General features: G+C 36.4%; 21 protein-coding genes and 1 tRNA gene. 9 read left to right on the forward strand and 13 right to left on the reverse strand.

Annotated elements, in window-relative coordinates; translation table 11 throughout:
- Window positions 1–262: 262 nt before the first annotated feature.
- The 7 genes from Ga0466249_RS07395 (at window position 263) to Ga0466249_RS07425 (ending at window position 5,991) form a co-directional block, all read left to right on the forward strand.
- Entirely contained in the window at window positions 263–919 is a 657-nt protein-coding gene (locus tag Ga0466249_RS07395) for a VgrG-related protein (protein WP_215828820.1), read from the forward strand.
- 33 nt (window positions 920–952) lie between these two features.
- Window positions 953–1,681, forward strand: coding sequence for a hypothetical protein (locus tag Ga0466249_RS07400; RefSeq protein ID WP_215828821.1), 729 nt, complete (start codon window positions 953–955; stop codon window positions 1,679–1,681).
- Window positions 1,682–1,701: 20 nt separating this feature from the next.
- The gene (locus tag Ga0466249_RS07405) at window positions 1,702–3,354 is read left to right on the forward strand and encodes an outer membrane protein assembly factor BamB family protein (RefSeq protein WP_215828822.1); all 1,653 of its coding nucleotides are present in this window, start codon (window positions 1,702–1,704) and stop codon (window positions 3,352–3,354) included.
- Window positions 3,341–3,874, forward strand: a complete 534-nt coding sequence (locus Ga0466249_RS07410; RefSeq protein ID WP_215828823.1) for an AMMECR1 domain-containing protein — start codon at window positions 3,341–3,343, stop codon at window positions 3,872–3,874. Before Ga0466249_RS07405 ends, Ga0466249_RS07410 begins: the two co-directional genes overlap by 14 nt.
- Window positions 3,875–3,941: 67 nt before the next feature.
- Window positions 3,942–4,274: a hypothetical protein gene (locus tag Ga0466249_RS07415; protein WP_215828824.1), complete on the forward strand. Its 333-nt coding sequence runs from the start codon at window positions 3,942–3,944 to the stop codon at window positions 4,272–4,274.
- Between the two features lie 80 nt (window positions 4,275–4,354).
- Window positions 4,355–5,215, forward strand: coding sequence for a hypothetical protein (locus tag Ga0466249_RS07420; protein ID WP_215828825.1), 861 nt, complete (start codon window positions 4,355–4,357; stop codon window positions 5,213–5,215).
- A gap of 485 nt (window positions 5,216–5,700) precedes the next feature.
- Window positions 5,701–5,991: a replication protein RepA gene (locus tag Ga0466249_RS07425; RefSeq protein WP_215828826.1), complete on the forward strand. Its 291-nt coding sequence runs from the start codon at window positions 5,701–5,703 to the stop codon at window positions 5,989–5,991.
- Between the two features lie 464 nt (window positions 5,992–6,455).
- Here the strand turns inward: Ga0466249_RS07425 and Ga0466249_RS07430 are convergent, their stop codons facing one another.
- The 5 genes from Ga0466249_RS07430 to Ga0466249_RS07450 all read right to left on the reverse strand — a co-directional run bounded on the left by Ga0466249_RS07430 (window position 6,456) and on the right by Ga0466249_RS07450 (window position 11,767).
- The gene (locus tag Ga0466249_RS07430; RefSeq protein ID WP_215828827.1) at window positions 6,456–7,682 is read right to left on the reverse strand and encodes a TlpA family protein disulfide reductase; all 1,227 of its coding nucleotides are present in this window, start codon (window positions 7,680–7,682) and stop codon (window positions 6,456–6,458) included.
- A gap of 19 nt (window positions 7,683–7,701) precedes the next feature.
- Window positions 7,702–7,902, reverse strand: a complete 201-nt coding sequence (locus Ga0466249_RS27740) for a DUF2691 family protein (RefSeq protein ID WP_215829023.1) — start codon at window positions 7,900–7,902, stop codon at window positions 7,702–7,704.
- Between the two features lie 379 nt (window positions 7,903–8,281).
- Window positions 8,282–9,415, reverse strand: coding sequence for an alpha/beta hydrolase family protein (locus tag Ga0466249_RS07440; protein ID WP_215828828.1), 1,134 nt, complete (start codon window positions 9,413–9,415; stop codon window positions 8,282–8,284).
- Window positions 9,416–9,693: 278 nt separating this feature from the next.
- On the reverse strand, window positions 9,694–10,338 hold the full coding sequence (locus Ga0466249_RS07445) for an MBL fold metallo-hydrolase (RefSeq protein WP_215828829.1): 645 nt from the start codon (window positions 10,336–10,338) through the stop codon (window positions 9,694–9,696).
- A gap of 46 nt (window positions 10,339–10,384) precedes the next feature.
- Window positions 10,385–11,767, reverse strand: coding sequence for an MFS transporter (locus tag Ga0466249_RS07450; RefSeq protein WP_215828830.1), 1,383 nt, complete (start codon window positions 11,765–11,767; stop codon window positions 10,385–10,387).
- A 119-nt stretch (window positions 11,768–11,886) separates the two neighbouring features.
- Between Ga0466249_RS07450 and Ga0466249_RS07455 the strand changes: the two genes are divergently transcribed.
- Together Ga0466249_RS07455 and Ga0466249_RS07460 are read left to right on the forward strand one after the other, a co-directional pair.
- Entirely contained in the window at window positions 11,887–12,507 is a 621-nt protein-coding gene (locus Ga0466249_RS07455; RefSeq protein WP_215828831.1) for a TetR/AcrR family transcriptional regulator, read from the forward strand.
- Between the two features lie 707 nt (window positions 12,508–13,214).
- Window positions 13,215–14,654: a radical SAM protein gene (locus Ga0466249_RS07460; protein ID WP_215828832.1), complete on the forward strand. Its 1,440-nt coding sequence runs from the start codon at window positions 13,215–13,217 to the stop codon at window positions 14,652–14,654.
- 519 nt (window positions 14,655–15,173) lie between these two features.
- Here the strand turns inward: Ga0466249_RS07460 and Ga0466249_RS07465 are convergent.
- The 8 genes from Ga0466249_RS07465 to Ga0466249_RS07500 all read right to left on the reverse strand — a co-directional run bounded on the left by Ga0466249_RS07465 (window position 15,174) and on the right by Ga0466249_RS07500 (window position 22,397).
- The gene (locus Ga0466249_RS07465) at window positions 15,174–16,325 is read right to left on the reverse strand and encodes an amidohydrolase family protein (protein WP_215828833.1); all 1,152 of its coding nucleotides are present in this window, start codon (window positions 16,323–16,325) and stop codon (window positions 15,174–15,176) included.
- Window positions 16,326–16,368: 43 nt separating this feature from the next.
- Window positions 16,369–17,658 carry an MFS transporter gene (locus Ga0466249_RS07470; RefSeq protein ID WP_246588560.1) on the reverse strand — a complete coding sequence of 430 codons (1,290 nt, stop codon included), beginning with the start codon at window positions 17,656–17,658 and terminating at the stop codon, window positions 16,369–16,371.
- 1,058 nt (window positions 17,659–18,716) lie between these two features.
- A tRNA-Ser gene (locus tag Ga0466249_RS07475) sits at window positions 18,717–18,806 on the reverse strand.
- The gene (locus Ga0466249_RS07480; RefSeq protein WP_215828834.1) at window positions 18,775–18,939 is read right to left on the reverse strand and encodes a hypothetical protein; all 165 of its coding nucleotides are present in this window, start codon (window positions 18,937–18,939) and stop codon (window positions 18,775–18,777) included. The genes Ga0466249_RS07475 and Ga0466249_RS07480 overlap by 32 nt, the downstream gene beginning before the upstream one ends.
- Before the next feature lie 2 nt (window positions 18,940–18,941).
- A complete protein-coding gene (locus Ga0466249_RS27515; RefSeq protein ID WP_215828835.1) occupies window positions 18,942–20,240 on the reverse strand; it encodes a tyrosine-type recombinase/integrase in 1,299 nt (432 codons plus the stop codon).
- A 179-nt stretch (window positions 20,241–20,419) separates the two neighbouring features.
- Window positions 20,420–20,866, reverse strand: coding sequence for a hypothetical protein (locus Ga0466249_RS07490; protein ID WP_215828836.1), 447 nt, complete (start codon window positions 20,864–20,866; stop codon window positions 20,420–20,422).
- Window positions 20,867–21,328, reverse strand: coding sequence for a hypothetical protein (locus Ga0466249_RS07495; RefSeq protein ID WP_215828837.1), 462 nt, complete (start codon window positions 21,326–21,328; stop codon window positions 20,867–20,869).
- Window positions 21,329–21,419: 91 nt separating this feature from the next.
- Window positions 21,420–22,397, reverse strand: a complete 978-nt coding sequence (locus tag Ga0466249_RS07500; protein WP_215828838.1) for a hypothetical protein — start codon at window positions 22,395–22,397, stop codon at window positions 21,420–21,422.
- Window positions 22,398–22,406 lie beyond the last annotated feature (9 nt).

Here is a 22,406-nt window from a genome sequence, read left to right on the forward strand (position 1 = left end):
ATAAGTTGATAAAATCGGCATTTTCCGGTGTAATCCCTAACACAAAAGTCAATAAAAAAGACGTTACATTAATTTGTAACGTCTTTTTTATTGAATACAAGTTATGCTCAATCAACGTCATTTAAATAAGGTGGTGAAAGAGTTCTTAATTATTGTTTTACTATTATAGGAAATTACTTTAATTTCAGCAAAGGGGCAGATGTATGACAAGAGCACATCGGTAGATGGTAAGTAATCAATAGAAAGAGGAGGTTAATTTATAATGTTAGGAGATTTATCAAAACAATATGAATCAAACGGTGACCCGGCCTGTGTGTCGTCTGGTTGTGGTGATTTAGGCGGTCAGTCATATGGGATGTATCAATTTTCCTCAATTGATGGTGTAGTAGATGCATTTGTACAATGGACAAAACAGCAAGCCGAGCCTTTAAATAACTATGGCGTTGTGCTAGAAGAGAGCGGAGCAGTAAATAGTGCTGAATTTATTGCTAAGTGGCAAGAACTAGGAACCATTGATCCTATCGGGTTTGGACAACTACAACATGATTATATAAAAGCCGTCTACTATGATGAAGCCGTGCAAAACCTAATAGATAACTTAGGGATCGATGTTAATAATCACTCGGAAGCACTTCAACAAGTTTTATGGAGTAGAGCCGTACAATACTCAGCAGGAAATATGGTAGAACTATTTAATGATGCATGTAACATTGCCGGACAAAATATATCAAATATCAGCGATTACGATCTAATATATAATATCTATGAATTTCTTATTCAAGATGGCAACCAAGCATATCAAACAGATAATGGGTTGTGGCACAGCCCTAATGATTGGCTAAATGGTAGTCATGACATTATAAATAGCCTGATAAACAGATTTTATAATGAGCGTGTCGAAGCATTAGCAATGTTATAAAAAACAATAAATATGAGAAAGAAGAGAATAAATATGGAAAATTTGATTATAAGCGTTAACAAAGATCCAAACAAAAAAAACATTCTGTTTGGTCTTATCAGTAATGAGAAGGCTGATCTTCCTAAATCAAATGATACTCGAATTGCTTTTGTAAAGTTACCTTTGTCTAATATAATCAACGTTAATGATGAAATTTATTCCGGAATTACTATTGGGGAATTTATTAAAAATCACAATGAGGCGTTGAAAATTTTACCGGCTTTTAAATTTTCATCTTTAACTAAACAATGGTATTTTGAGTTATCAGTTAAAGAATTTACTAAAATAAGATCATGGGAAATAAAACAATTTTATCTACAAAAAATGCTTAATAGGTATCCTATATGGAAACAAATTAATTTGACTAATGATAAAGACTATGCATTATTACAACTATCTAATTTAACTCAGCTAAATACTGAAGAAGTTATGAAAAATATACAACAAATTATATCTATTAATAATTCAACTTGTTTAAATGATATTAAGAAGTTTCAGAAAAATATTGGCAGTATGGATTTTAAAAAGTTTAGTTGTCTGCAACCAATAACTTTCAAAGTTTCTGATATTGAGAAGTGGGTTATTCCTGTACTGAATTACCTAATATACTATTACACAGCATGTAGACTGCGTTATATTATCACTAATGAAGAGAAAAGATTAAATCTATGTACAACTTATGAGGCTATTAATTTTTTTAATCCAATTGATCCAACGCTATAATCGACAGGAGAGTATAAAATATGAATAATTTAGAATTGATACGGTTTAATCTTATGAATAACGCAATTAAGTTTGGCGAAGGAGTCGGACCCCAAGGAAACCCTTGGCGATGGGGTATTGATACTAGAGAAATATTATTGCATCCTAAAATATTATCAGCAGCAAGTCGATTAATTTGGGAACGAATAAAGAAATACAATCCAACCATTGTCGCAGGAATTGAATTGGCAGCAGTTCCATTGTTAATTGGAATTGCTCATGAAGCGTATAAAGATGGTAATGATAATCTGCGATCAGTGATTGTGCGAAAAGAGCCTAAAAAATATGGTCGTTTGAGGACTCTAGAAGGTACATTGCCTAAAGTTGGGGATAGAATTGTTGTAGTAGACGACATCGTTAGTGCAGGACAATCTATTATGAAAGCAGTACAGATTTTAAAAAATACACCTGGAGAAATTGTTGCTGTTGCAGCCTTGCTTAATTTTAAGCGTAAAGGTGAGATTTTTATCAATTCCATCGGCATTCCATTTGAGTTCATATATGATTTGGTTGACATGGGAATGAAATATAGAGATACATGGAAAAACGACTTAGATTTTCCACTTAAGTGGAAATCAAAAGTAAATAATACGAGTAGAAGAATGATTGAAGGGGGTCCATTAATTTATAAAAATAGAATTTATGTCCCAACAGACAGATGGACTTTTATGATATTAGATTTGAATGGAAATATTATTAAAGAATTTCCACTAGTCGAAGACAAATGGAAAAAAGGTAGTCGATCTGTTCCAATCATCTATAATGAAAAAGTCTACTTTGGTGCTTATGGTGGAGGCTTATATATCTATGATATAGCTAACGATACTTTGAAAAACGCAGGCGTTCCTTCTCTAGTAAGAATACATAGTAATCCAATTGTGATTGATAATAAAATCATTGTAACTGATGAAACTAATGAAAAGCCAGGGGGCGGTATCTTCTGTATAGATGTTGATACATTAAAAACAATATGGAATATAAGAGCAGAGAACTATGTAGTTTCTACACCAACATACATAAAAGAAATTGATGCAGTTGTTTTTGGAGCTAACGATTATAGAATTTATTGCATTAACGTAACAAACGGCAAGGTCCTTTGGCAATTATATACAGGTGGCGAAGTTAAGGGAAATATTGCTTATGAAGCGGGCAAGTGTTATGCAGGTTCATTTAATGGATATATTTATTGTTTACATGCTAAAGATGGTTCATTGGTATGGAAAAGAAAAATCGGACATAGAATTTTCTTTAATCCAATTATCTCGAATGATCATATATTAGTTGCCTCAGATTCACATAAATTTTTTGCTTTAAATAAACATACTGGTGATATCGTATGGATATCATCATTTAAGAGATGGAGTCAAGGCGAAGCTGTTCTATATCAAGATATGGTTTTTGTTGGTTCTGCTGACAGTTATGTGTATGCATTGGAGCAGAATACTGGAAAGATAAAATGGAGATATAAAACTGGAGATGAGGTTGGTTGTTCCTTAGTTATTGCAGATGATTGTTTATATGTAACTTCATGGGATGGATATTTATATTGTTTTGATTTGAAAAATGAGGAACGCAATTCTGAGTGTCAACCTAGAAGCGATTTCAGAAAGGAACTTTCAAATGAAATTTGTTAATAATAGTCAATATCCTAAGTTAGCAAGACGATCTTTAGAATATTTCTTAAAAACGGGAGAAGATATAGAATTACCGCCTGATTTTAACGATAAAGGTATACAAGCTGCAGTCTTTGTTTCTATAAAGAAAAATGGGAAAAACCGAGGATGTATAGGTACAATTTATCCTAAAAAATCCAATATAGGGTTAGAGATTATTTACTGTGCAATTCGAGCTGGTACTCAAGACCCTAGATTTTGGGCTATTAATTTGGAAGAATTAGAAAATCTTAGTTTTTCAGTAGATGTACTTTCAATACCCGAAAAAAATGTTAAGATATGTGACTTGGATCCAAATGAGTATGGAATTACAGTTTACAATGATAAAAAACGAGGTATCATTTTACCTAGGTTGGAAGGAATAAGCACCATTGAAAAGCAATTAAAAATTGTTAAATCAAAAGCGAAAATGTACGATGATGAAACTTTTACAATTAACAGATTTACTACAGTTCGCCATATAGAAAAAGGCACAGAGTAACAATAATTGCATAAAATATGCGAACTAGCTTTAAAAGGTAGCTATTTTATGTCTAGGAGGATGAAGCGTGGATGAAATCAATGCCGTAATGACGTATGGGGCCGGAGCAGTTGCTCTGGCCTTTGTTTTTAAACTACTTTGGGACTATCAGACAAATTTATCAAAGTCGATGAAATTGCTATCGAAAGCGGTAGATAACAACACGCAAGTTACTGTAGAGACATCCCACGCTATGGAACGGATTAGTGAAAGTTTACAGCATCATGACAATCGAGCACAAGAAATGAAAGTAAAAATCGAAGGATTAGCAGATAATGTAGAATCAAAATTAAAAGAAAGCTGCAATTCTAACCAAGTTATTCGTGATAAAGTTGTAGAAATAGCGGCTAATTTAAAATAAAAGAGACGTAAAATTCATTTTATTAATCTAGAGGAACGTAAGATATCGATACGGACTCATTGAGCAAAGGGGGGGAATTAATGGCTAAAGTATCCATCATTTTTGTTCATGGTGATACATTTATTGATAAGTCAATTGACGATATAACCAATGGTAAATATAGTCATACCGCTATTAAAATTCTTGGAGGAGTCCTGGAAGCATTGGGGATGCCAGATGATGGAGATAAATATCCGGGAATACATCTACATGATTTAGGCAAGTATGATAACAAGCCATACGTTGAATTTGTTAGTGTAGAATTGCCTGATCTAGCTGCCGCCGAGAATGAAGCCAGAAATATGATAGGCATGTTTTATTCCTACATAGGGTGTATCGAGGGTGGCACCTATGACCTATTTGGCATAAATCTCCGCCCTTGGTTCAACAAAATAATTAATATATTGATAACAAAGTTTTTTCACATTCCAGTAAACTTAAGCACTGGAAAGTGGACCATGAACTGTAGTGAGACCGTCACCCGAATATTAAGGGCTGGCGGTCTCAACGTTTTACCTGGAGTTGATGCAGATTGCGTAACGCCTATGGATTTATACAGGTATTTAACTGCTGGTGCAGTTAAAAATAAAAATAGTATTAAGGAGAATGATAACATGAGTGAAGAAGCTACAAATACATCTACAGAGGCTGCGACTACAGCAACGAATGCATTAAAAGAGGCAGCTATTACCGAGATTGACAATGCAACAACTAGCGGGAGTACGTCGGTTACAACTTGGGTGACATCCGAAATTACCAGATTAAGATCAGAAATTAAGGCCACATCAAGCTTTACAGTGGCGGCCCGTGACAGAATTGAAATCGCAGCATTAGAGGCCATGTCTGTCGTTTCCCTCGCCGAATTAAAAAACCTTTCTACAAAACTTAAAAGCAAAGTCTAATAATATCTTTTAGCGCCCTTGGCTTTGGCTGAGGGCTTTTTTGCTTTTGGGAGCAATCTATGTCATTGAATTGTATGCCATTTTAAAATATATTTATAATTAGTTTAATAAATTAGTTCATAATTTCATTTACCGATTTTTGGATTTCTGTCCGTTTAGCTACTTTTCTACGAATTATAGGAAATATGCAAGTTGTTTTCATAATTGAATTTCTTTTTTCAAGATAGCAACAAACCGCTCTAATGTTAGAGAGGTTTGTTTTGCATAAAAAGGAATTAACACAAAAATATGTAGAATAAACCAAGAAAGAGAAAAACCGCCTCAACTTTAGCCGGCTGTAGCGGTAGATCTCTAGTTCAAAATGAGCACAGGATAGGTTTCTATCCAAGTGCTAGTTTTCTGTTGTGTTTATTATATTTTATAAAAAAATCCCTTCTATTTTAAAAAAAATTAAAAGGAGTCACAAATATGGGGGTTGACTTTATATGATCGTAGACGAAAACATTTGCAGATTTATTGAAAGGGCAGCAAAAGCACAAGATGATTTTACAACCAGTTTTATGGCCCGATCCTTAGTACAAGCTACAATGCCACATTCAAAGCCAAAAGCAAATTGTTACTATCGAGAAAATGGTGATTATACTCTTGTTATGTATGGTCATCCTAAATATGGTACTCCTTATGGGATAATACCTCGATTGCTTTTGTCATGGATTACGACAGAAGTTGTCCGGAAAAAAAGTAGAGAAATTGAATTAGGTCATAGCCTCCAATAGAGTAGGAGTCCCCTTCGACCGCATAGACGGTTTTAAGTAGCAGTTGGCGGTCTTTTGGCATCCAGCCGCATTCATATACATAGACTTTCATACTCTCCGGCACATGCATGACAACCATATCCCGGTTTATATAATTTGTAAAATAGATATTTTTTTGGCGATTACTTCTTTTCCTTTGCTATAATGTTAAAGGGACGGAGGCCCCCGTCCCAAAACCGAATAGAGGAGGTGAGATTCATGAGGATTTCTCCTTGAATACTTGTCTGGTTAATTATCGCAGCAACGATAATATTAGTTAGGCCAGCACAAGTAGTTATCTGGTTCAGACGAATCACAATACCTTCGTCTCGAATAGTAGGCCTACATGAGGGCGGCTTTTTTGCATCCCAATAAACCACCAGGATTCCTGTATAACTGCAAATATCCTGGATTTTTTTTCAAAATTTTCCTTTACATAGTTTTTTTTAGCTATTTAAATTTTTTTGGCGTATTTCCATGATGGCCCCCATTTTTTCATCCATTACAGGAATGCTTTTATATAGAAAGATAGCTCCTTTATTCGTCCAATTAGTTTTCGACCACCCTATAGGAAGCGTCATTTTGCAATGAAAATCATCATTTTGATAAGTATGAGGTGATGATTGGTACATTTCAACATCATTTATGTGCTGCACTTTTTCTGCTAAAACTGTGTCATTAGGCGAATTCAAACTATCAATAATTGTCTCCAATTGCTCAACACTTATTGACCTAACTGGACGGTAACGTACCACACCGCTCTGGTCAATAATAACAAAAGTAGGACATGAATGTGTATATTTAAGATTAACCGTTGGATATTTATCAAATAAAGAAGGTACTGTAATGTTATAGCTATTTAAAACTTTCTGAGCCTGCTCAGGTCTACTGGCAAAATTTATGGAATAAAAGTTTGCTTCATTTCCTCTACTTTGATAAGCAGCTTGAATTACAGGCAAAGCTATATCTAAAGTCTGTGACGAATTAAAACCCGCCCAGAAAAGCAAAACTGTAGGTTTCCCTGTATACTTAATCGTAATGTAGTTGCCATCAATATCATACAAACGTTCATCTGTAACAACATCACCAATTTTCATAGACGGTGGCGCCGGTTGAGCATAGTTTGGCGGGTCAAGCATAATGACTGGCAAACTCTTAATTTTATCTGCTATAAGTTCAACTGTATATCCATCTAAAGACTGTTCATCAACAAATGCTGTTCCATTGTAACGGATAATGCCACTTTTATCTACAATTAACATTGAAGGTAGACCTATATTAAAACTATTGACATATTCCTTTTTATTATCCAACAGCACAGGCATTGTAAATCCATAAGTATCAAATAACTGTTGTACTATTTCTTTATCACTATGACAGACAATATAAAAATTAATTAATTGCTTGTACTTGTCATAAAACTCTTGAAAGCCTGTGAGCCTATTTATGCGAAACTCATGTAATGAGATTATAACTGTAGGCTTTCCTTTAAAGCCTATAATTGTATTCGTTCCTTGCATATTAGGTAAAGTTATAGGTAGAGCAGTTTCCCCTGGTTGCACTTGAGCAAACTCGTCGCTAATTGGGGCTGGAGCTCCAACAGCATGCATATGGTTGCTTATGATTGCGCCAAACAAAATAATTCCAATAATTATACTTAAGCCTTGTTTCATAATTCACTCTCCTAACAATTCAGTTTATTGTATATCCAACATACTTGTGGCCTTTAGATTTCGCATTGTCATACAATTTCTCTATCAATGAGCTAACTTTACAATATATATCAACATACCTACTATCCGCCGCTATCATAATGATTTGACATTCACTGGCACTAAAGTCTTCATATTGTATCCGAGAAAGAAATATACTGTCTTCAGGATAGGCTTGTATATTTACAAAATCATGTAATAAGTATTGTTATTAATTAAATCGAAAAAATCGGTGCCTTTAATAACTGAATCGGAAAAAAGTCCTCGTCTAGTTTTCCATTGTCAAGAACACTATTTTCATCACTTTTACATATAAAAAAGCTTCACGCAAAACTGCGTGAAGCCTTGATTTTCCTGGCGGAGGGGACGGGGTTCGAATCCACGGTCCCTTTGACAAAACACTTGATTTCGAGTTGAATTTGTTATATTTAAGTTATATATGTAAAATACATAGGAATCTTTCTTATTAATTCTTATAGGCATATGAGCTTCTAATTCAACTCCGCAACCCCAGACTCGATAAACACCTCATAGTTTTTCTTTGCCTTAAGGATTAAGTATTACTTTGTTAAATCATTCTCAAGTCTTATTAATTCCGTATATGGATATTGAAAATTAGTTTTCACCAAAGTGGAGCCTTTTTCGGAGAAGACACCATGAAAATAGTCGTTAGCCAAGGCCGATAAAGAAAGCAGTACCGTTTGAGCATCAGCAGGCCCAACGGCAGAAGAAAGTTCTTTATTGAGAAGCAACCCTAAATCACAAAAATTAGCATGCTCTGTACCCTTGTAATAAATTAAATATTTTTTTGCGTTTGGACTAAGCATTAAATTGTCCATAACTGCTGAATACTCTTTTTTAGATTGTTTATAATTCTCCGCTTTTTCCAATCTTTCTTCAATATCAGCACTAACCATTAGAATTTCTTGATTGCTAAAACTATAAGACTTTTCGCCCTCAAGACTTCCATCTAGATCAAGAGCCGCTTTAAACCGCTTGTCTTGAGAACACGCCCTTAAGGCTGTCCTGCCACCTAGTGAATGTCCAAATACTCCGATTTTATTTGTATCAACGGATTCATATATTTTTGAACTAGGATCGCTATTTAGTTTTAAAATTGTATCTAAAACAGTCGACAACTGCCTACCACGCTCTTCTGTCAATTGTCCTTCAAGCGCGGAATCATCATAAGCGTGATCATAAGATGTAAAAGAACCATCCGCTTTCTCTGCTAGTACACTACTACCCGGATGATCTACTGCAATGATGATAAACCCTCTGCTAGCTAAATATTCAAACATGAAGGTGTTTTGTTGTCTGATTAGGCCTTGTCCAGGTGAGAAAATTAGCGCTGGATAAGGCTTCCCCTTCTTAAGCATTGACGCATCTACGATTGCATCTGTAGGAAAGTTCTTGAGCTTGGAATAAGCGGGGTCTTTTTGCACGAATTGATAAGTATTGTCAGGCAAATAGTATGCTCTCTTTGATTTTGGGCCTTTATTTGCCGGATACCATATTTGTCCCACATATTGCTCGGCTTGACCTGTAGGTGTCCAAGTAAAAAATGTTGTTCCGATTTCGTATTGACCTTTTGCCGCAATAAACGGATTGTATGCCACCTCCTTCGCTGATATAACTGGCATGTAACAAAAAACTATAAAACAGACAACTGCAACAGTAATGCGTTTTACCATTTCCTTACTATCTCCCTTTTAAACCAAAGTATTGCTTAAGGCAACCACTCTTCTAAATCAAAACCTGCTAGACGGGTTTTGACTAATCAGTTTATCTATGGTTATTACGAAAGAAACTATTCTTTTGTTTGGTATTACTGATAAAACAGTTAATACTTGATACAAAATTCAAACGTACGGATAGATTTATTTCCATTAGAAATGGTAAACCCCCGCAAAACCAATTTGATTTTGCAGGGGGCAAACCTCACATTATCCTTGAGCCATCAGAGGCAATATTAATTATATTTAAGAACAGCAATGCCCGAATAATCTCTAAAATTTGCTTTGTTTAATTCCAACTCATTGTATTCTTTTGCTTTCATTCCTGAAATGGAAATGAATTTATCAACACTACAAAAGATATAACCCAATAGTCCTAATGCCTTTGTCCGGTAATGCATTGGTATAATAACCGTCGGGTTTAGCTGTTTTGCGACTTGAACTGCGTTAGCTGCATTAATCGTAACTAACCCTCCAATCGTAAGAAGCAGTATGTCTACGTTTCCTAGTTCTTCAATCTGATTGGAAGTCAAAATATGTCCCAGATCCCCGCAATGGCAAACATTGATTCCATCAATATTAAAGTTATATATCGTGTTTTTTCCTCTCTTAGCCCCTGAAACTTTATCGTGAAATGTTTCCACACCTTTTATTTTTATTTCATTTTTGGAAAAACTACCCGATCCCTGTATGTGTTCAAATTTTCCCTTAACTGCGTTGATATTATTATGGTCTTTGTGATTGTGACTTGTAGTTACTATATTTGCTTGAATTTCAGGTAATTTATAACCCAACATATTAACATACGGATCAGTTACTATTTTCGTCCCATTTTCAGACGTTATCATAAAACAAGATTGCCCAAACCATTTGATCTTCATATGCTCCTCCTCATTAAACAGTAATTCCTTCCAAAGACATTCATTCTTAGTTCTTAGCAGACTTGATAGGTGTCCGGAGTCGGCGATCAGTGACAGTAATAAGCAGTGCTATGGCACTGACTGTTATCATGGTGATGGCAATAGCATGCATTCCGCTGTCTGTAACTACCGTGTGAAAAGCTATGCCGATTATGGCTGAAGATGCGATAGAACCAATGTACCCGGAGGTGCGGAAAAGCCCGGAAGCAGTGCCAATCTGGTCTGCGGTAACCTGGGTATATAGCGCTGTCTGATTACTGCTAACCATTGTGCCCATAGTGACACCAAAAATAAGGGTGACAATAAGAATCCAAATAATTGGCGAGCTTGCGGTAAGAAATATTAGGCTAATCGATGCGACAATTGAGGATGCTGCAGACACGATTAGGGGACCTCGTACTAGGTTTCGTTTTGAAATGGGTCCTACCACGATGGCAGAAATTATGCTCATAGGTAACAAGAGTAGCCCCACGTCTAGAGAGGAGACAACGCGTGTTGACCCGATCCATGCAGTAACACCGTACAACACTGTATATATACATAGTGTCATTAACATAACACGTGTGTAAGTACGGGTAAGCGCTAGATTCGAGGCAAGCATACGTACATCGATAAATGGCTGCTTTACTCTGAGCTCCCATCCAACAAAGGAAACACCCGACACAAGGACTACTCCGAGGGCTAGCAAGGATAAATCAGGCAACGTAAACAGGAATACCAGTAAGGTGGTCGTGGTCGCAGCGAATCCAATGATGCCAAGAATGTCAATGCGAGATGCTATCTCCCGGGCTGTCTTCACACCCTTGATCGGCCCATCCCGAGGAATCCATAACGCGGCCATGACAAATGCAATAAGTGAAAAAGGTATGTTCACAAGAAACGTTGTACGCCATCCCCAGGCGTCTACGAGGACTCCGCCAATGGGGAGTCCTATAGCGGCCGTTACTACCCCGGCGATCTGAAGCGCACCAAGAACATGACCAGGCGGCTCGACCAGTCCAGCTAGATCAGCCCGTCGGCGAATAAGGATCATGGCCGATGGATAAGCAGTTGAAGTTCCAATGCCGATGAAAACACGCGCCACGACCAACATGATCAAGTCGCGTCCTAAACCGCCTAATAAACCTCCGACAAGCACCATGAGAATTCCGGTGAGGAATACCCGGCGCGGCCCGAACTCTTCGGAAAGTTTTCCGGCAGTAGGCTGAGCGATCGAACTCGCCAAGTAGAGTGCAGTGACTAATAGTGTAGTCTGAGCCACTGAGACATTTATGGCCGCAGCAATTGGCACTAATGCTGTGGCGATTATGGAGCTATTAATGGGGTTGAGTGTAGACCCCATATACAGCGGTGCTACGAACCGCCATGAGAAGGGATTCACACTTTGCATGATTGTAAACTCCTTTCCTATAGGTTATTATTAAGTGGAGAACTCTCCTTTTTATAATAAGTGGAGAACTCTCCACTTGTCAATATAAATTATAATTAAATTTCAGGAGTGAGAATCAAGTGAATGAAAAAAATACAGATCACACCCGTCCTGAGCGTCGGGATGCCGCCGAAAATCGCCAGCGCATATTGAATGCGGCGCTTAAGCTATTTGAACAAAATGGCGTTGAACAAGTCAGTATGAATCAAATCGCCGTCGAGGCGCAGATCGGGCCTGGAACGCTCTATCGCCGCTATCGAAACAAAAGTGAATTATGCTTAGATTTAATTAAGGATAATATTGTTCTTCTTTTTGACGATATTGATGAATACTTGGAGTTAAACCAGAAAAATCCGCCATATCAACGATTTAGGGGACTGCTTGATATATTTATCCGTTTTAGAGAAAAAAAGGCGCAGTTGCTTACCGGGGTTGAGGGATCAACGGCGACAAATTCATTTAAGTCTCGCATGCAGAGCCCTTTATATGACGAGTTGCATCAATTACTTGTTGCACTTTTTGACGAAATGAGTGCTACCGAACAAAATCATCCTAACAATATCTTTAAAGCAGATATGCTGCTGACGGCTTTAAGTAAAGATTTCTATCAATTCCAAAGGAATGAGCGGAATTATACCCCTGAGATGTTTTTGGAGCAACTCTGCTTGGCATTTATTCAACCAAATAGCATACAAACGTAAATCAAATGCTTTTTGCAAATCCTCAGCCGATATTTTTTTCGACACGGTTAGATTTTTCTTCTTTATCCGGCATTGATTTGGTGTAACATTTTTGAGGTATGAGTTTCATAATGGGGTTTTATTTTTGGGTTTCAATTTAAAAATGACTTCCACGAATTTTCGTGGAAGCTGTAAATTACGACCTTAATTTTTCCCATTATCCTATCTGGCATTCATTTATCTTGATATTTCGGGCGAGGAACAAAAACAAGATCAGCAAGTCAAGACTACAAAGAAAATCAATGCCCCCAAAATATAACCTCCGTCCCCGTGTCTCGGACACTGCCCGGTCGCACTATACTTTCTTATTTTTTCATCGACGACAGGACCATAATCCCCATGATCTTCCGGTACGTAAAATGCTAAAATTTACATTGCAGAAAAACAACAGGGTTGGTTGATAATAATATTGAAAATCTATTAAAGGCAGGTGCGAAAAGTATGAAAGAGATCGATGTAGAACAAGCAAAATGCTCATATAAAAAAAGGAACTCAGATTGTCCTGGATTGAGTCCAGATGCTAGTTCACAACCACCATCATGTATTACCCCGAACCCAAATGCTGGTTCAATCCAAAAGGATAAATAAGAATTATTAACTACAACACAATATCTTGCATTTGAATCCCATTTGAATGCAAGATATTGTTTCAATAAATCGAGGTAAAAATGAAGCCTTATATATATAAATTTGGAACTAAAAACTTTAAATATATATATGATATAAATACGAATCGGGTTTTTCAGGTGAGTGATATAGTCTATAAGCTTATAGACTATTATTCTGAATATAATTTTAATGAGGCAATAAGAAAGTGCCCTCAATATACAAGGGAACAGTTACTTGATGGTTGGAAGGAAATAGATCATGCAATAACAAAAAACGGTTTATTTTCTACTCACTACCCTTCACAAATGATTTATTTAAACAATTTTAAAGATATGACTCACCAGCAGCTAATCTTAAATATTACTGAAAGATGCAATCTCAGATGCAGTTATTGTATTTATAGTGGAAAGTATAAAGGGAAGAGAGTACATAGTGAACGAGATATGGATTTTGAAACCGCCAAAGTTGTATTAGATAAATTTTTACGAAATGCTGCTGATGAAGTCGTCATATCTTTTTATGGCGGGGAACCTTTGCTTAATTTTGAACTAATTAAAAGGATTGTAAAATATGTAGAAGGTTCTTATAAAAAGAATATAAGTTGGAATATGACTACCAATGGTACTCTTTTGACCTTGCCGATATGTGACTTTCTTTATAAAAAAAATTTTTCATTTGCAGTAAGTCTTGACGGACCACAAACAATCCATGACAGATATAGAAAATTAAGTAATGGCGAAGGTAGTTATGATACAATAGTTGCGAATTTACGATACCTTCAATGGCTTGATGAAGATTTCTATAGAAAAAATATTTCATTTTCTATAGTTAATGCCCCTCCTGTCAATCTTACTTTGATAAATGATTTTTTTACTTATGAGTCCTTAGTAAATAAGAATAAGAAATTTTTCTCTTATATGAGGAGTAAAGGCGTTGATGGGTTTGATTTTAATTCTACTACCGAAGATTATGATGATTGGAATAACTGCACTTCTGAGTTCTTTAAACGGTTTCCAAAAGATGCCATAAATAATAATGTACAAAATTCGTTAATCGAAAATATGCATAGGAATGATTTTCTACGTTTTTATAATCGCGCTAAAACGCCCCTTGAAGATGCGATATATCCCAATGGTTGTTGCTTGCCCGGCTTCCGAAGGCTTTTTGTTTCTATTGATCATAAGCTTTATGTATGTGAAAAAATGGACCATTGTTATGAAATTGGCACTGTTGAAGACTGGATAGACACATCAAGAATTGAAAAGCTCTTTGATGAATATATCGCGGCTTCTTTGGATTGTTTTAACTGCTGGGCTTGCAGGATATGCTCAAATTGCTTTAATACCTTTTTAGTAAACGGTAGGATTGATAAAAATATCCATGAGACTCAATGTGAAACTACTCGGAGTTCACTAACGCAAATGCTGGTAAATTATTATTCTATCCTTGAGGAAAATTTATCTGCTTTTGATTATATGAAAGATATGGAGCCAATTTAGAACGCTCTGGCTAGTCTTGCTTTCTTCGCTCAGTTTTTGGACCAGCTTGGGTGTTTTTGCACATCCCGCCCAACTCGGATGCAAGCTTACATAATTTTGAAGTAAAATCTTAAACAACCACTAGAAAAAGCTCAATTAGTTCTTGACTCGATCAAAATGATTGAGGAATAACAGAATTCTTCTGTTACCACGAAACAACTTTATCCTGAAAAAGCAAAAAACCCGAGAATCAAAGGGACGGTTCGAAACCACTGAAAAAGCCTTGTTTTTAAGCAGCGTAATCAAATGATTTTATAGCAATTGTTGATAAAGTATTCATTTTAACAAGAGTTTGCCTACTAAAACAATCTAAAAAGCTCTAAGCTTAGATATCATGGATATATTTTCTCATTGGCTGAATTGTACAGGTGATGATTTATTTGACGCTTACACTTCATCCTCAATATTTTTAAATAAGTTATCAACAAAAATTCTGATCAAATTTTAAGATTTCTAAAAAATCATCCCACACTGCTTTCCTTAAAGGGGAAACATCAGACTCTTATATCTTATGCTTCCATTGATAATGGTAACTTGCGGAACGATTAATTTATTTCCATGAAAATCTTCTCCCATTCTGTTTTTTAAATCAAACTCTTTATCCTCAACACTAAAAATTGTAGCATTGCCAGCTGCACCATGATTGAATGTGCCAATTCCATCAGGTAGATGATGAATCTTCGCTGGATTGCACGTACAAGCAGCAATAACTTCATCCAAAGACAGCCCCAGATTTAACCACTTTGAAAGAACTACAGGTAATCCCCAGCACATATTGCTAAATATCCCATTTTTTGTTAGGTCAGTAGAAATTATGTCTGGCTTGAATCCCTGTTTAAGCGCCGATTTAATAATACTATAACAATGATTTATCCTAGCATCAGCGGAATCAAAATATACTCCCCGTTCCCTTGCCTCAAACACGGCAGATTTTACTTTACCATCAGCATCAATAATAGTACTACTTTTTCCCTGATAAATATGACAAATAACATCACCCGGCCTCATCTTAGGAAGGATCTCTTCCATTGGGCAAGGTGGATTGGTAACATGTAAAGTAATCGCACAATTTAATTTATCGGCTAATTGTATGGTTTTATCTAAAACATCATTTCCAAACGGTTCAACAACTTCACTTCCATAGCGTAATTTTAATCCTCTGACATGCACTGAATCTATTTTCATAAGCTCTCTTAATTTATCAGCATCATAATGCAGAGGATCTACATTTTCAGGATAGCGCTCGGTAATTTGTCCCGCCGGAGAAACATTAATTGAATAAAAAATGTTCAAATAACTCTCATCAACTATATTTTTCTTAAACGCAGGCCATGTGGCAATCCCTGAACTGCCCCCATCAATCGTCGTTGTTACCCCCATCGGAATTAACCCTAAATCCGCTGCAAACCTAGGTTCTGTGACATCTTTAAAAATATGTGTGTGTGAATCAATCCAACCTGGACTGATATAATAGCCTTCCGCATCCAATTGATCATTTACAGAATATGATTTCTTCATATCATATTCGATAAACTTCCCATTACTAATCGCTATATTTCCTTTCTTTATAGTACCTTTTTCAGGATCAATTATATTTGCATTTTTAATTAATATATCTATTTTCTCACTCATTTCAATCTCTTCTTTCTCTAAACAAGTAATGATTTATCGCGGATTATTCACCAATTTTTTTATTGAAATTAATAAATAATGAACATAAACCTATGCCTAATCCAAAGCATGCAAACAATAATATTGCAAAAAAATAAGATCCTGTTGAACCTACAATCGCTCCAATTACCAATGGAATAATAGCACCACCAATATTACCAACACAATTCATACATCCGCCTACAGTACCAATATTTTCACGTTGTGCTAAAGCCGCAGGTACAGTCCAGTACAAGCAACCAGACCATTTTTGAAAAAACAAGGCTACAGTGATGCAGGATATAGCCATATATATAGACGTTGCCTGACTCAGCAAGAGCATTGCAGCTGCGGTAGCTATGCCAATAATTAGTAAATTCACATGCATAATTTTATTATATTTTGCCTTACCGAATTTAGATTTCAATTTATCTGTAATACTTCCACCTAATAAACCACCTAAGACACTCACACCATAAATAATAAACAGTGCTCCACCTAATCCTTTAATGTCCAAATGATGAACCGTTGCCAGATACATTGGCCCCCACGTCATTAATCCATATGCAATACAGTTCCCACAAGTGAATCCAAAGCACATTCCCCAAAAACTTTTATTTGAAAAATATTGCTTTAACCCTACAGTAATTTTTTTCGTTTCACTATCCAGTTGATTAGCTTTCCACTCTTCTTCTAAAGCACCTTTTATATATTCTCTCTCTGCTTGGTTAATATTTTTATTCGTATCTGGTGTGGTCATTAATTTTCTTCCACAAAGAAGGACAATCACCGCTGTTAAAACACCAATAATAATAAGTGCTTCACGCCAGCCATTAAACCATAACACAAATAACGCAACAAGCGGTGCCCCAAGAGCATTTCCTAAAGAAGAGCCCACATCTACAAGCGCACTCCCACGAGAACGTTCTGTAGCTGGCAACCAAATAGATTGCAATTTAGCACCAGCTGGATAAATAGGCGCTTCAGCTACCCCCAACAATGTTCTAATAAACATAAACATTCTACTGCTGCTTATGATACCTGTTAAAATTTGAAAAACACCCCAGCCTAAGCCTCCAATCAACAAAATTTTCCCCGGTTTAAACCTATCACAGAGCCAGCCACAGGGTATCTGCATTAATGCATATCCCCAAAAGAAAGCACTAAGTATTGCACCAACAATTTCCGGTGAAAATTGTAACTCCTTTTGAATTTGCGGCATACAAACGGATATAACAGCTCTATCAATATAGTTTATGGTGCAAATTATTGCTAGCATAATAAAAACTGTCCATCTTACGTTTGTTTTCTTCATATTTTCCAAATTAATACACCTCACAATAATATATTTATAAACTTGTACTATAACTGCATTTTAAATTTATTAAATATTCCATATCTTTCAGCTAATATTGTGATTTAAATTACATTTCTATAGAATCATCCACAACAATAAGCCAAATCCAAGGCAATCTTCCTTGATAGAAGCTTTTCTTCCAAGGCTTTGAAACTTTGTACGTGTTACAGGCGAATTGCCGATCAGTATAGCGGAAAACATCAATGCATATTAAAAATATCCTGTGTAACTTACAATAAATCCGGTTACGATAGGTCCAATAACTCCGCCCATTAGATATGGAATACTGAATTCCTGCAACCAACCCGGTCATATGCTTTTTCCAAAACCGTCATGCCATCTTCAAACGATCACATCCGAAGCCGTTTTCATCGCTTTATTTTCATTGATTCTATTTGTACAGATATTCCGTTGCAATTACTGCCAGACTGACCATTGGATCACCTTCCCTATTCATTTACATCTATTTTTTGCAAGTTGCGTGCCAATATAGAAAAACGCGTATTTTCTGTATTTTTAGATAAGCAAATAAAAAACACGTTGCTATGTGCAACATGTTTTTTTGCAAAGTGCAACACATTTGCACTTATTTATTCAGTTTACGCCAGCAGGAGCGTCTTCCAATATCATAACAATTAGTTGGAGAAAAGATTTCCGAGTGTACTCTTTTATCCATGGCATAAACCTCCCAAATTATTTCACACCAGAGATTTCCGCATTACTCCGTAAATTTCCTTTTTTCTTGTCGTATCGCCTGGCCAAATGAAATCGTTTCGGTATAACGATTCTGGACAATTCCAAAGCAGGGCGTCATAGAATATATTTATGTATCAAAACAAACCGAATAAATATTGGACTTGGCAATCGCTAGCCCTTATCTTGGACTTTTCTAATAAATCATCCTTTTTGTTAAAAAACAGCAGCCAAATATTTGGATGTTGTCAAAACCACTACTTTTGCCATTCTTGTGTACAAAAAAAAGGCTTCGCGTAAAATTACGCAAAGCTTTTTTTATATGGCGGAGAGGGTGGGATTCGAACCCACGGTCCCTTTGACAGGACACTTGATTTCGAGTCAAGCACCTTCGACCACTCGGACACCTCTCCAGTCTCCTTCAAGCCGCATGATTGCTGGCTTGAAGGCACTTTTGGTTTCCCCTTCAAGGTGATGATAAAAACCGATTTTTAGGTTATTTTTGTGTAGTTTTTGTGGAGATTTTTGGGGAAGATTCGATAGCATAATTATTCCTCCTTATCGATGATTTCCGAGAGAAGTTCGACAAGATTGATGAGGGATTCTGATGTGAATGCTGTATAATGGGCGGCATTGGTATCCTCAGACCGAGGGCTATGACCAAGCAAAGCTTCTAATTTAGATTTATTGATATCCTCTCCAGCTAGAATAGAGTTAGCCAGCTTTCGCATATCGTGAGAAGTTAGGATAAGAGATTTGTCCTCTTCCGACATCTCAAATTTTTCGTCATTTTGGATTTCTTCTAGCATCTTTTTTAGCTTCTTAGTTGGAGTGTTCGAAAAATAAGGTTTCCCGTCAGCTTTTATAAAAAGAAGGTCACATTTTGGGGTAAAATCTTTGCTTTTGGCAAGAATACAGGATTCAGCGACTTTATTCTCTATTATAGAGCTTTTTTGGATTTTCTTTTGTATTTTCTCTAATAAACAGTTGGGAATTGGGATTATTCGATTAGACCCTTCCGTTTTTGTTTCCTTTAAAATTGAGGTTTTGTATTTATCGCTCCTCTCTTCAATTTTATTTCCATTTAAATCAAACGCAAGTGGATTTGTCTTAGTGAGTTGCTGGCAAATTTCAATCTGCTTCTTATCTAAAAAGATACAAGAGCTAGCAAGCCCAAGGATTTCACCTTTACGCATCCCCAACCTAAATCCGAGATGGTAATAAAGAGAAAGGTCGTCGTCGTTTCTGTCAAATCGTTTTAAAATCTCCTTTATGATTTTAATAAGGTCTTTGGTCGGCTGTTTCGCTTTTTTTATAATATCCAGTTTTGGTAATTTTATATCCTCACACGGATTATCCCTAATTAGGCGATTTTTCATGGCGCGATGCAAAGCTTTCTTGCAGAGCCAGAGAGCATTTTTTGCGCTAGCTGGCTTTTCTATAAAAAGCTGGTGGAAATGGAGATACAAGTCCTTTTCTGATAAATCTTTAATTCTTATATTCCCTATCTCTCTGTTTATAACCCCTGTTCGAGCGGTTGTTTCATAGTTTGCCAGGGTGCTCTCGAATTTTTCCATATTTGTATTCTTCGTTTTTGCTTTGGTTTTCATCTCTATTTCTATATAATGACGCAAATACTCCCGCATCCATTCGCCCAGTGTCGGATTGTCCTTTTTGAATCCTTCCTTAAAGTCCGCAATCTCTCGTTCCATCTTATCCTTGCAAACGTCAGGGTTCGAGCCATAGACTTCGAACTGTTTCCCTTTAATCATCTTTCTATAACGAAATGCACTATTTGCGCCCCATTTTAAATTGTAATCAAATCCTTTGTCTAATTTTTTCGCCACTATTATCACCTTCTTTCATTATATATACAAATATATACTTTTATATTTTTTGCAATAAAAGATATGTACAATTGCATATAAATATCTACATCCATATATACGGTATGTATACTACGGCGTATATATGGATGTAACAACCGATAGAAAGAAAGCTCCCCAAGCCGAGGAGCTGTTGATAATTATGACTCTTTAAATTTTCCACCTTCTAAGACTTTGAAGACTTCTCGCTTTACCTCTTTGCTCTGAGGATTGAGAATTAAAGCTTGTGTATCTTCTGGATTAAGCATCTCCCACTTTCTTTCGGGATTCATAACGTCATCCTCGTCTTCGTCATCAATTTCTTCGCAATCCCATTGCTTGAAATTCTCGCATTCTTCGCCTTCTCCAGCCGAAACTGCAAAGTGATTTTCAGACAAAAAAACAATATCTTCTTTTATAAGCTTATCCCAATATTCGTTTCGCCAATAAATCTTTTCTCCTGGGTTTTGAGGTTCGCAAGTCGAAATCTGCGTTGCTCGACGGATATCATTTTCGTCAAATTTGAAAGTAACTTCGGCTTGGGCATATTGCTCAAGTTTTTTTCCTTCTTTATATGCTTTGAGAAGAATTAATTTAAAATAATACATTTACGACAATCCCCCTTTAATCAATTTTAATTCTGGACGCTTAATCATATTCTCAGGGACGATAGCATATTTGTTATCCTCTTTATTGATAATTCCCCAAAGTTCATCGCCATCTTCGAATCCTTCCAACTTCGCATCTATCTGGATAAGCTTATTTGTTTCCTCTCCCTTATCTCCTTGCTCAATCCGCACAAAATCTTCTTGAAGAATCACAGAGAAAGGGTCTTCCGCAGAAATGATAATATGTTCTTCTGACAGAGAGTTCCATAGTTCGTCTCGCCATTCGACTTTTTGTTCCTTGATTGGAGAGAAAACTTTCGTCTTCGTCTCCCTAAAATAATCCTGCTCACCCTCCGATTCGAACACAAAATTTATACCGACTATTTTTTGAGAGAGTATTTCGATTCCATTAGCTGGTAGCTCTTTCTGGGCATTATACAAGACAACTTTTGCTTTGTACATTGGCATCACCTTTTCTTATAAAATTTACATATCATTATAGCAAAGTTATATCGTAGGTAAAACGACATTTCATCATGCAAGAGTTTATCTATTACGCGGCTTCTTCAGGCAAAAAGTTTGATGTTTCAAGCGAAGTTCCCCAAATGTCGTGCTTGATAAATAACCTCAGTTTATTCTTAATTCCGCAATTGGTTAAGATTTTTTCCAAAATAGGATGTTGTTCCGTAATTCCTAATAAATCGGCAATTTTCTTTTTCTGCTCACCGCTAGCATTAATTTCAGCTCTATATGTGTCGCTTTCCAGTCTTCCCTTTACCATTATTGGATAACCTTGTTTGAGTTTTGGATAAAGTTCAATGGCGTTCTCTCCATAGAACATGATATTAACAATATCTCTATCTGCTGCAGCCGAATCAGGTACAGGCCCGATGTCACCAGCACGCTTAATCCACATTTTAATATGTAGAGCTGCGGTATTCGTTTTTTGAGTACGTCTTAAACTAGGTGGCATATATATTAACCCTTGTAGAATGGCTTCATTGATAAAAGCACCATCATCCGAAAGGCTGAATTGTTGTGCGGCAACTGTCGTCATCAAGCGGGAATATTTCTGCCCGTTCATATCGAGGATATTGAGGATTTCCTGAACAAGCTTATCCTCTGAATCGTCCACGCGAAGAACGTTCATCAATAGTTCGATTTGTCTCTGGTCAGCAAACTGTGGCTTTTCAACCTTATAGTTTTGCACTCGACCTGTTCCTTGTACAAACATTCCTGCGCTATAGTACTGGCTTGCAATTTCTTCCGCCAAATCGCCAACACACCTAATCGGAATATGAGAGACAAAAGGCATCCCGCTCCTACCAATTTTGATTGGACTTGGGACTTCTAAAATGGTCCTATACATTGGAAGCCTTTCGCCGCAATTGCGACTTCTTGTATATTGAAGCTGATTCTTCGCACCATCATCGATTCGACCTGCAACGGTTATTTTATTAATATGTGGTATATAACCAAATTTTTGAAAAGTCTCCTCAAGCTCATAACGATTTAATGGTTTTGCATTCATCGTCAATCA

Source organism: Pelorhabdus rhamnosifermentans (assembly GCF_018835585.1).
Classification (GTDB): Bacteria; Bacillota; Negativicutes; order UMGS1260; family UMGS1260; genus Pelorhabdus; species Pelorhabdus rhamnosifermentans.

Bases quoted from the DNA above. Each gene is read 5' to 3' on its own strand.
- Ga0466249_RS07395 (WP_215828820.1), top strand. From the start codon at position 263: ATGTTAGGAGATTTATCAAAACAATATGAATCAAACGGTGACCCGGCC.
- Ga0466249_RS07400 (WP_215828821.1), top strand. From the start codon at position 953: ATGGAAAATTTGATTATAAGCGTTAACAAAGATCCAAACAAAAAAAAC.
- Ga0466249_RS07405 (WP_215828822.1), top strand. From the start codon at position 1,702: ATGAATAATTTAGAATTGATACGGTTTAATCTTATGAATAACGCAATT.
- Ga0466249_RS07410 (WP_215828823.1), top strand. From the start codon at position 3,341: ATGAAATTTGTTAATAATAGTCAATATCCTAAGTTAGCAAGACGATCT.
- Ga0466249_RS07420 (WP_215828825.1), top strand. From the start codon at position 4,355: ATGGCTAAAGTATCCATCATTTTTGTTCATGGTGATACATTTATTGAT.
- Ga0466249_RS07425 (WP_215828826.1), top strand. From the start codon at position 5,701: ATGATCGTAGACGAAAACATTTGCAGATTTATTGAAAGGGCAGCAAAA.
- Ga0466249_RS07430 (WP_215828827.1), bottom strand. From the start codon at position 7,682: ATGAAACAAGGCTTAAGTATAATTATTGGAATTATTTTGTTTGGCGCA.
- Ga0466249_RS07440 (WP_215828828.1), bottom strand. From the start codon at position 9,415: ATGGTAAAACGCATTACTGTTGCAGTTGTCTGTTTTATAGTTTTTTGT.
- Ga0466249_RS07445 (WP_215828829.1), bottom strand. From the start codon at position 10,338: ATGAAGATCAAATGGTTTGGGCAATCTTGTTTTATGATAACGTCTGAA.
- Ga0466249_RS07450 (WP_215828830.1), bottom strand. From the start codon at position 11,767: ATGCAAAGTGTGAATCCCTTCTCATGGCGGTTCGTAGCACCGCTGTAT.
- Ga0466249_RS07460 (WP_215828832.1), top strand. From the start codon at position 13,215: ATGAAGCCTTATATATATAAATTTGGAACTAAAAACTTTAAATATATA.
- Ga0466249_RS07465 (WP_215828833.1), bottom strand. From the start codon at position 16,325: ATGAGTGAGAAAATAGATATATTAATTAAAAATGCAAATATAATTGAT.
- Ga0466249_RS07470 (WP_246588560.1), bottom strand. From the start codon at position 17,658: ATGAAGAAAACAAACGTAAGATGGACAGTTTTTATTATGCTAGCAATA.
- Ga0466249_RS07480 (WP_215828834.1), bottom strand. From the start codon at position 18,939: ATGCTATCGAATCTTCCCCAAAAATCTCCACAAAAACTACACAAAAAT.
- Ga0466249_RS07490 (WP_215828836.1), bottom strand. From the start codon at position 20,866: ATGTATTATTTTAAATTAATTCTTCTCAAAGCATATAAAGAAGGAAAA.
- Ga0466249_RS07495 (WP_215828837.1), bottom strand. From the start codon at position 21,328: ATGTACAAAGCAAAAGTTGTCTTGTATAATGCCCAGAAAGAGCTACCA.
- Ga0466249_RS07500 (WP_215828838.1), bottom strand. From the start codon at position 22,397: ATGAATGCAAAACCATTAAATCGTTATGAGCTTGAGGAGACTTTTCAA.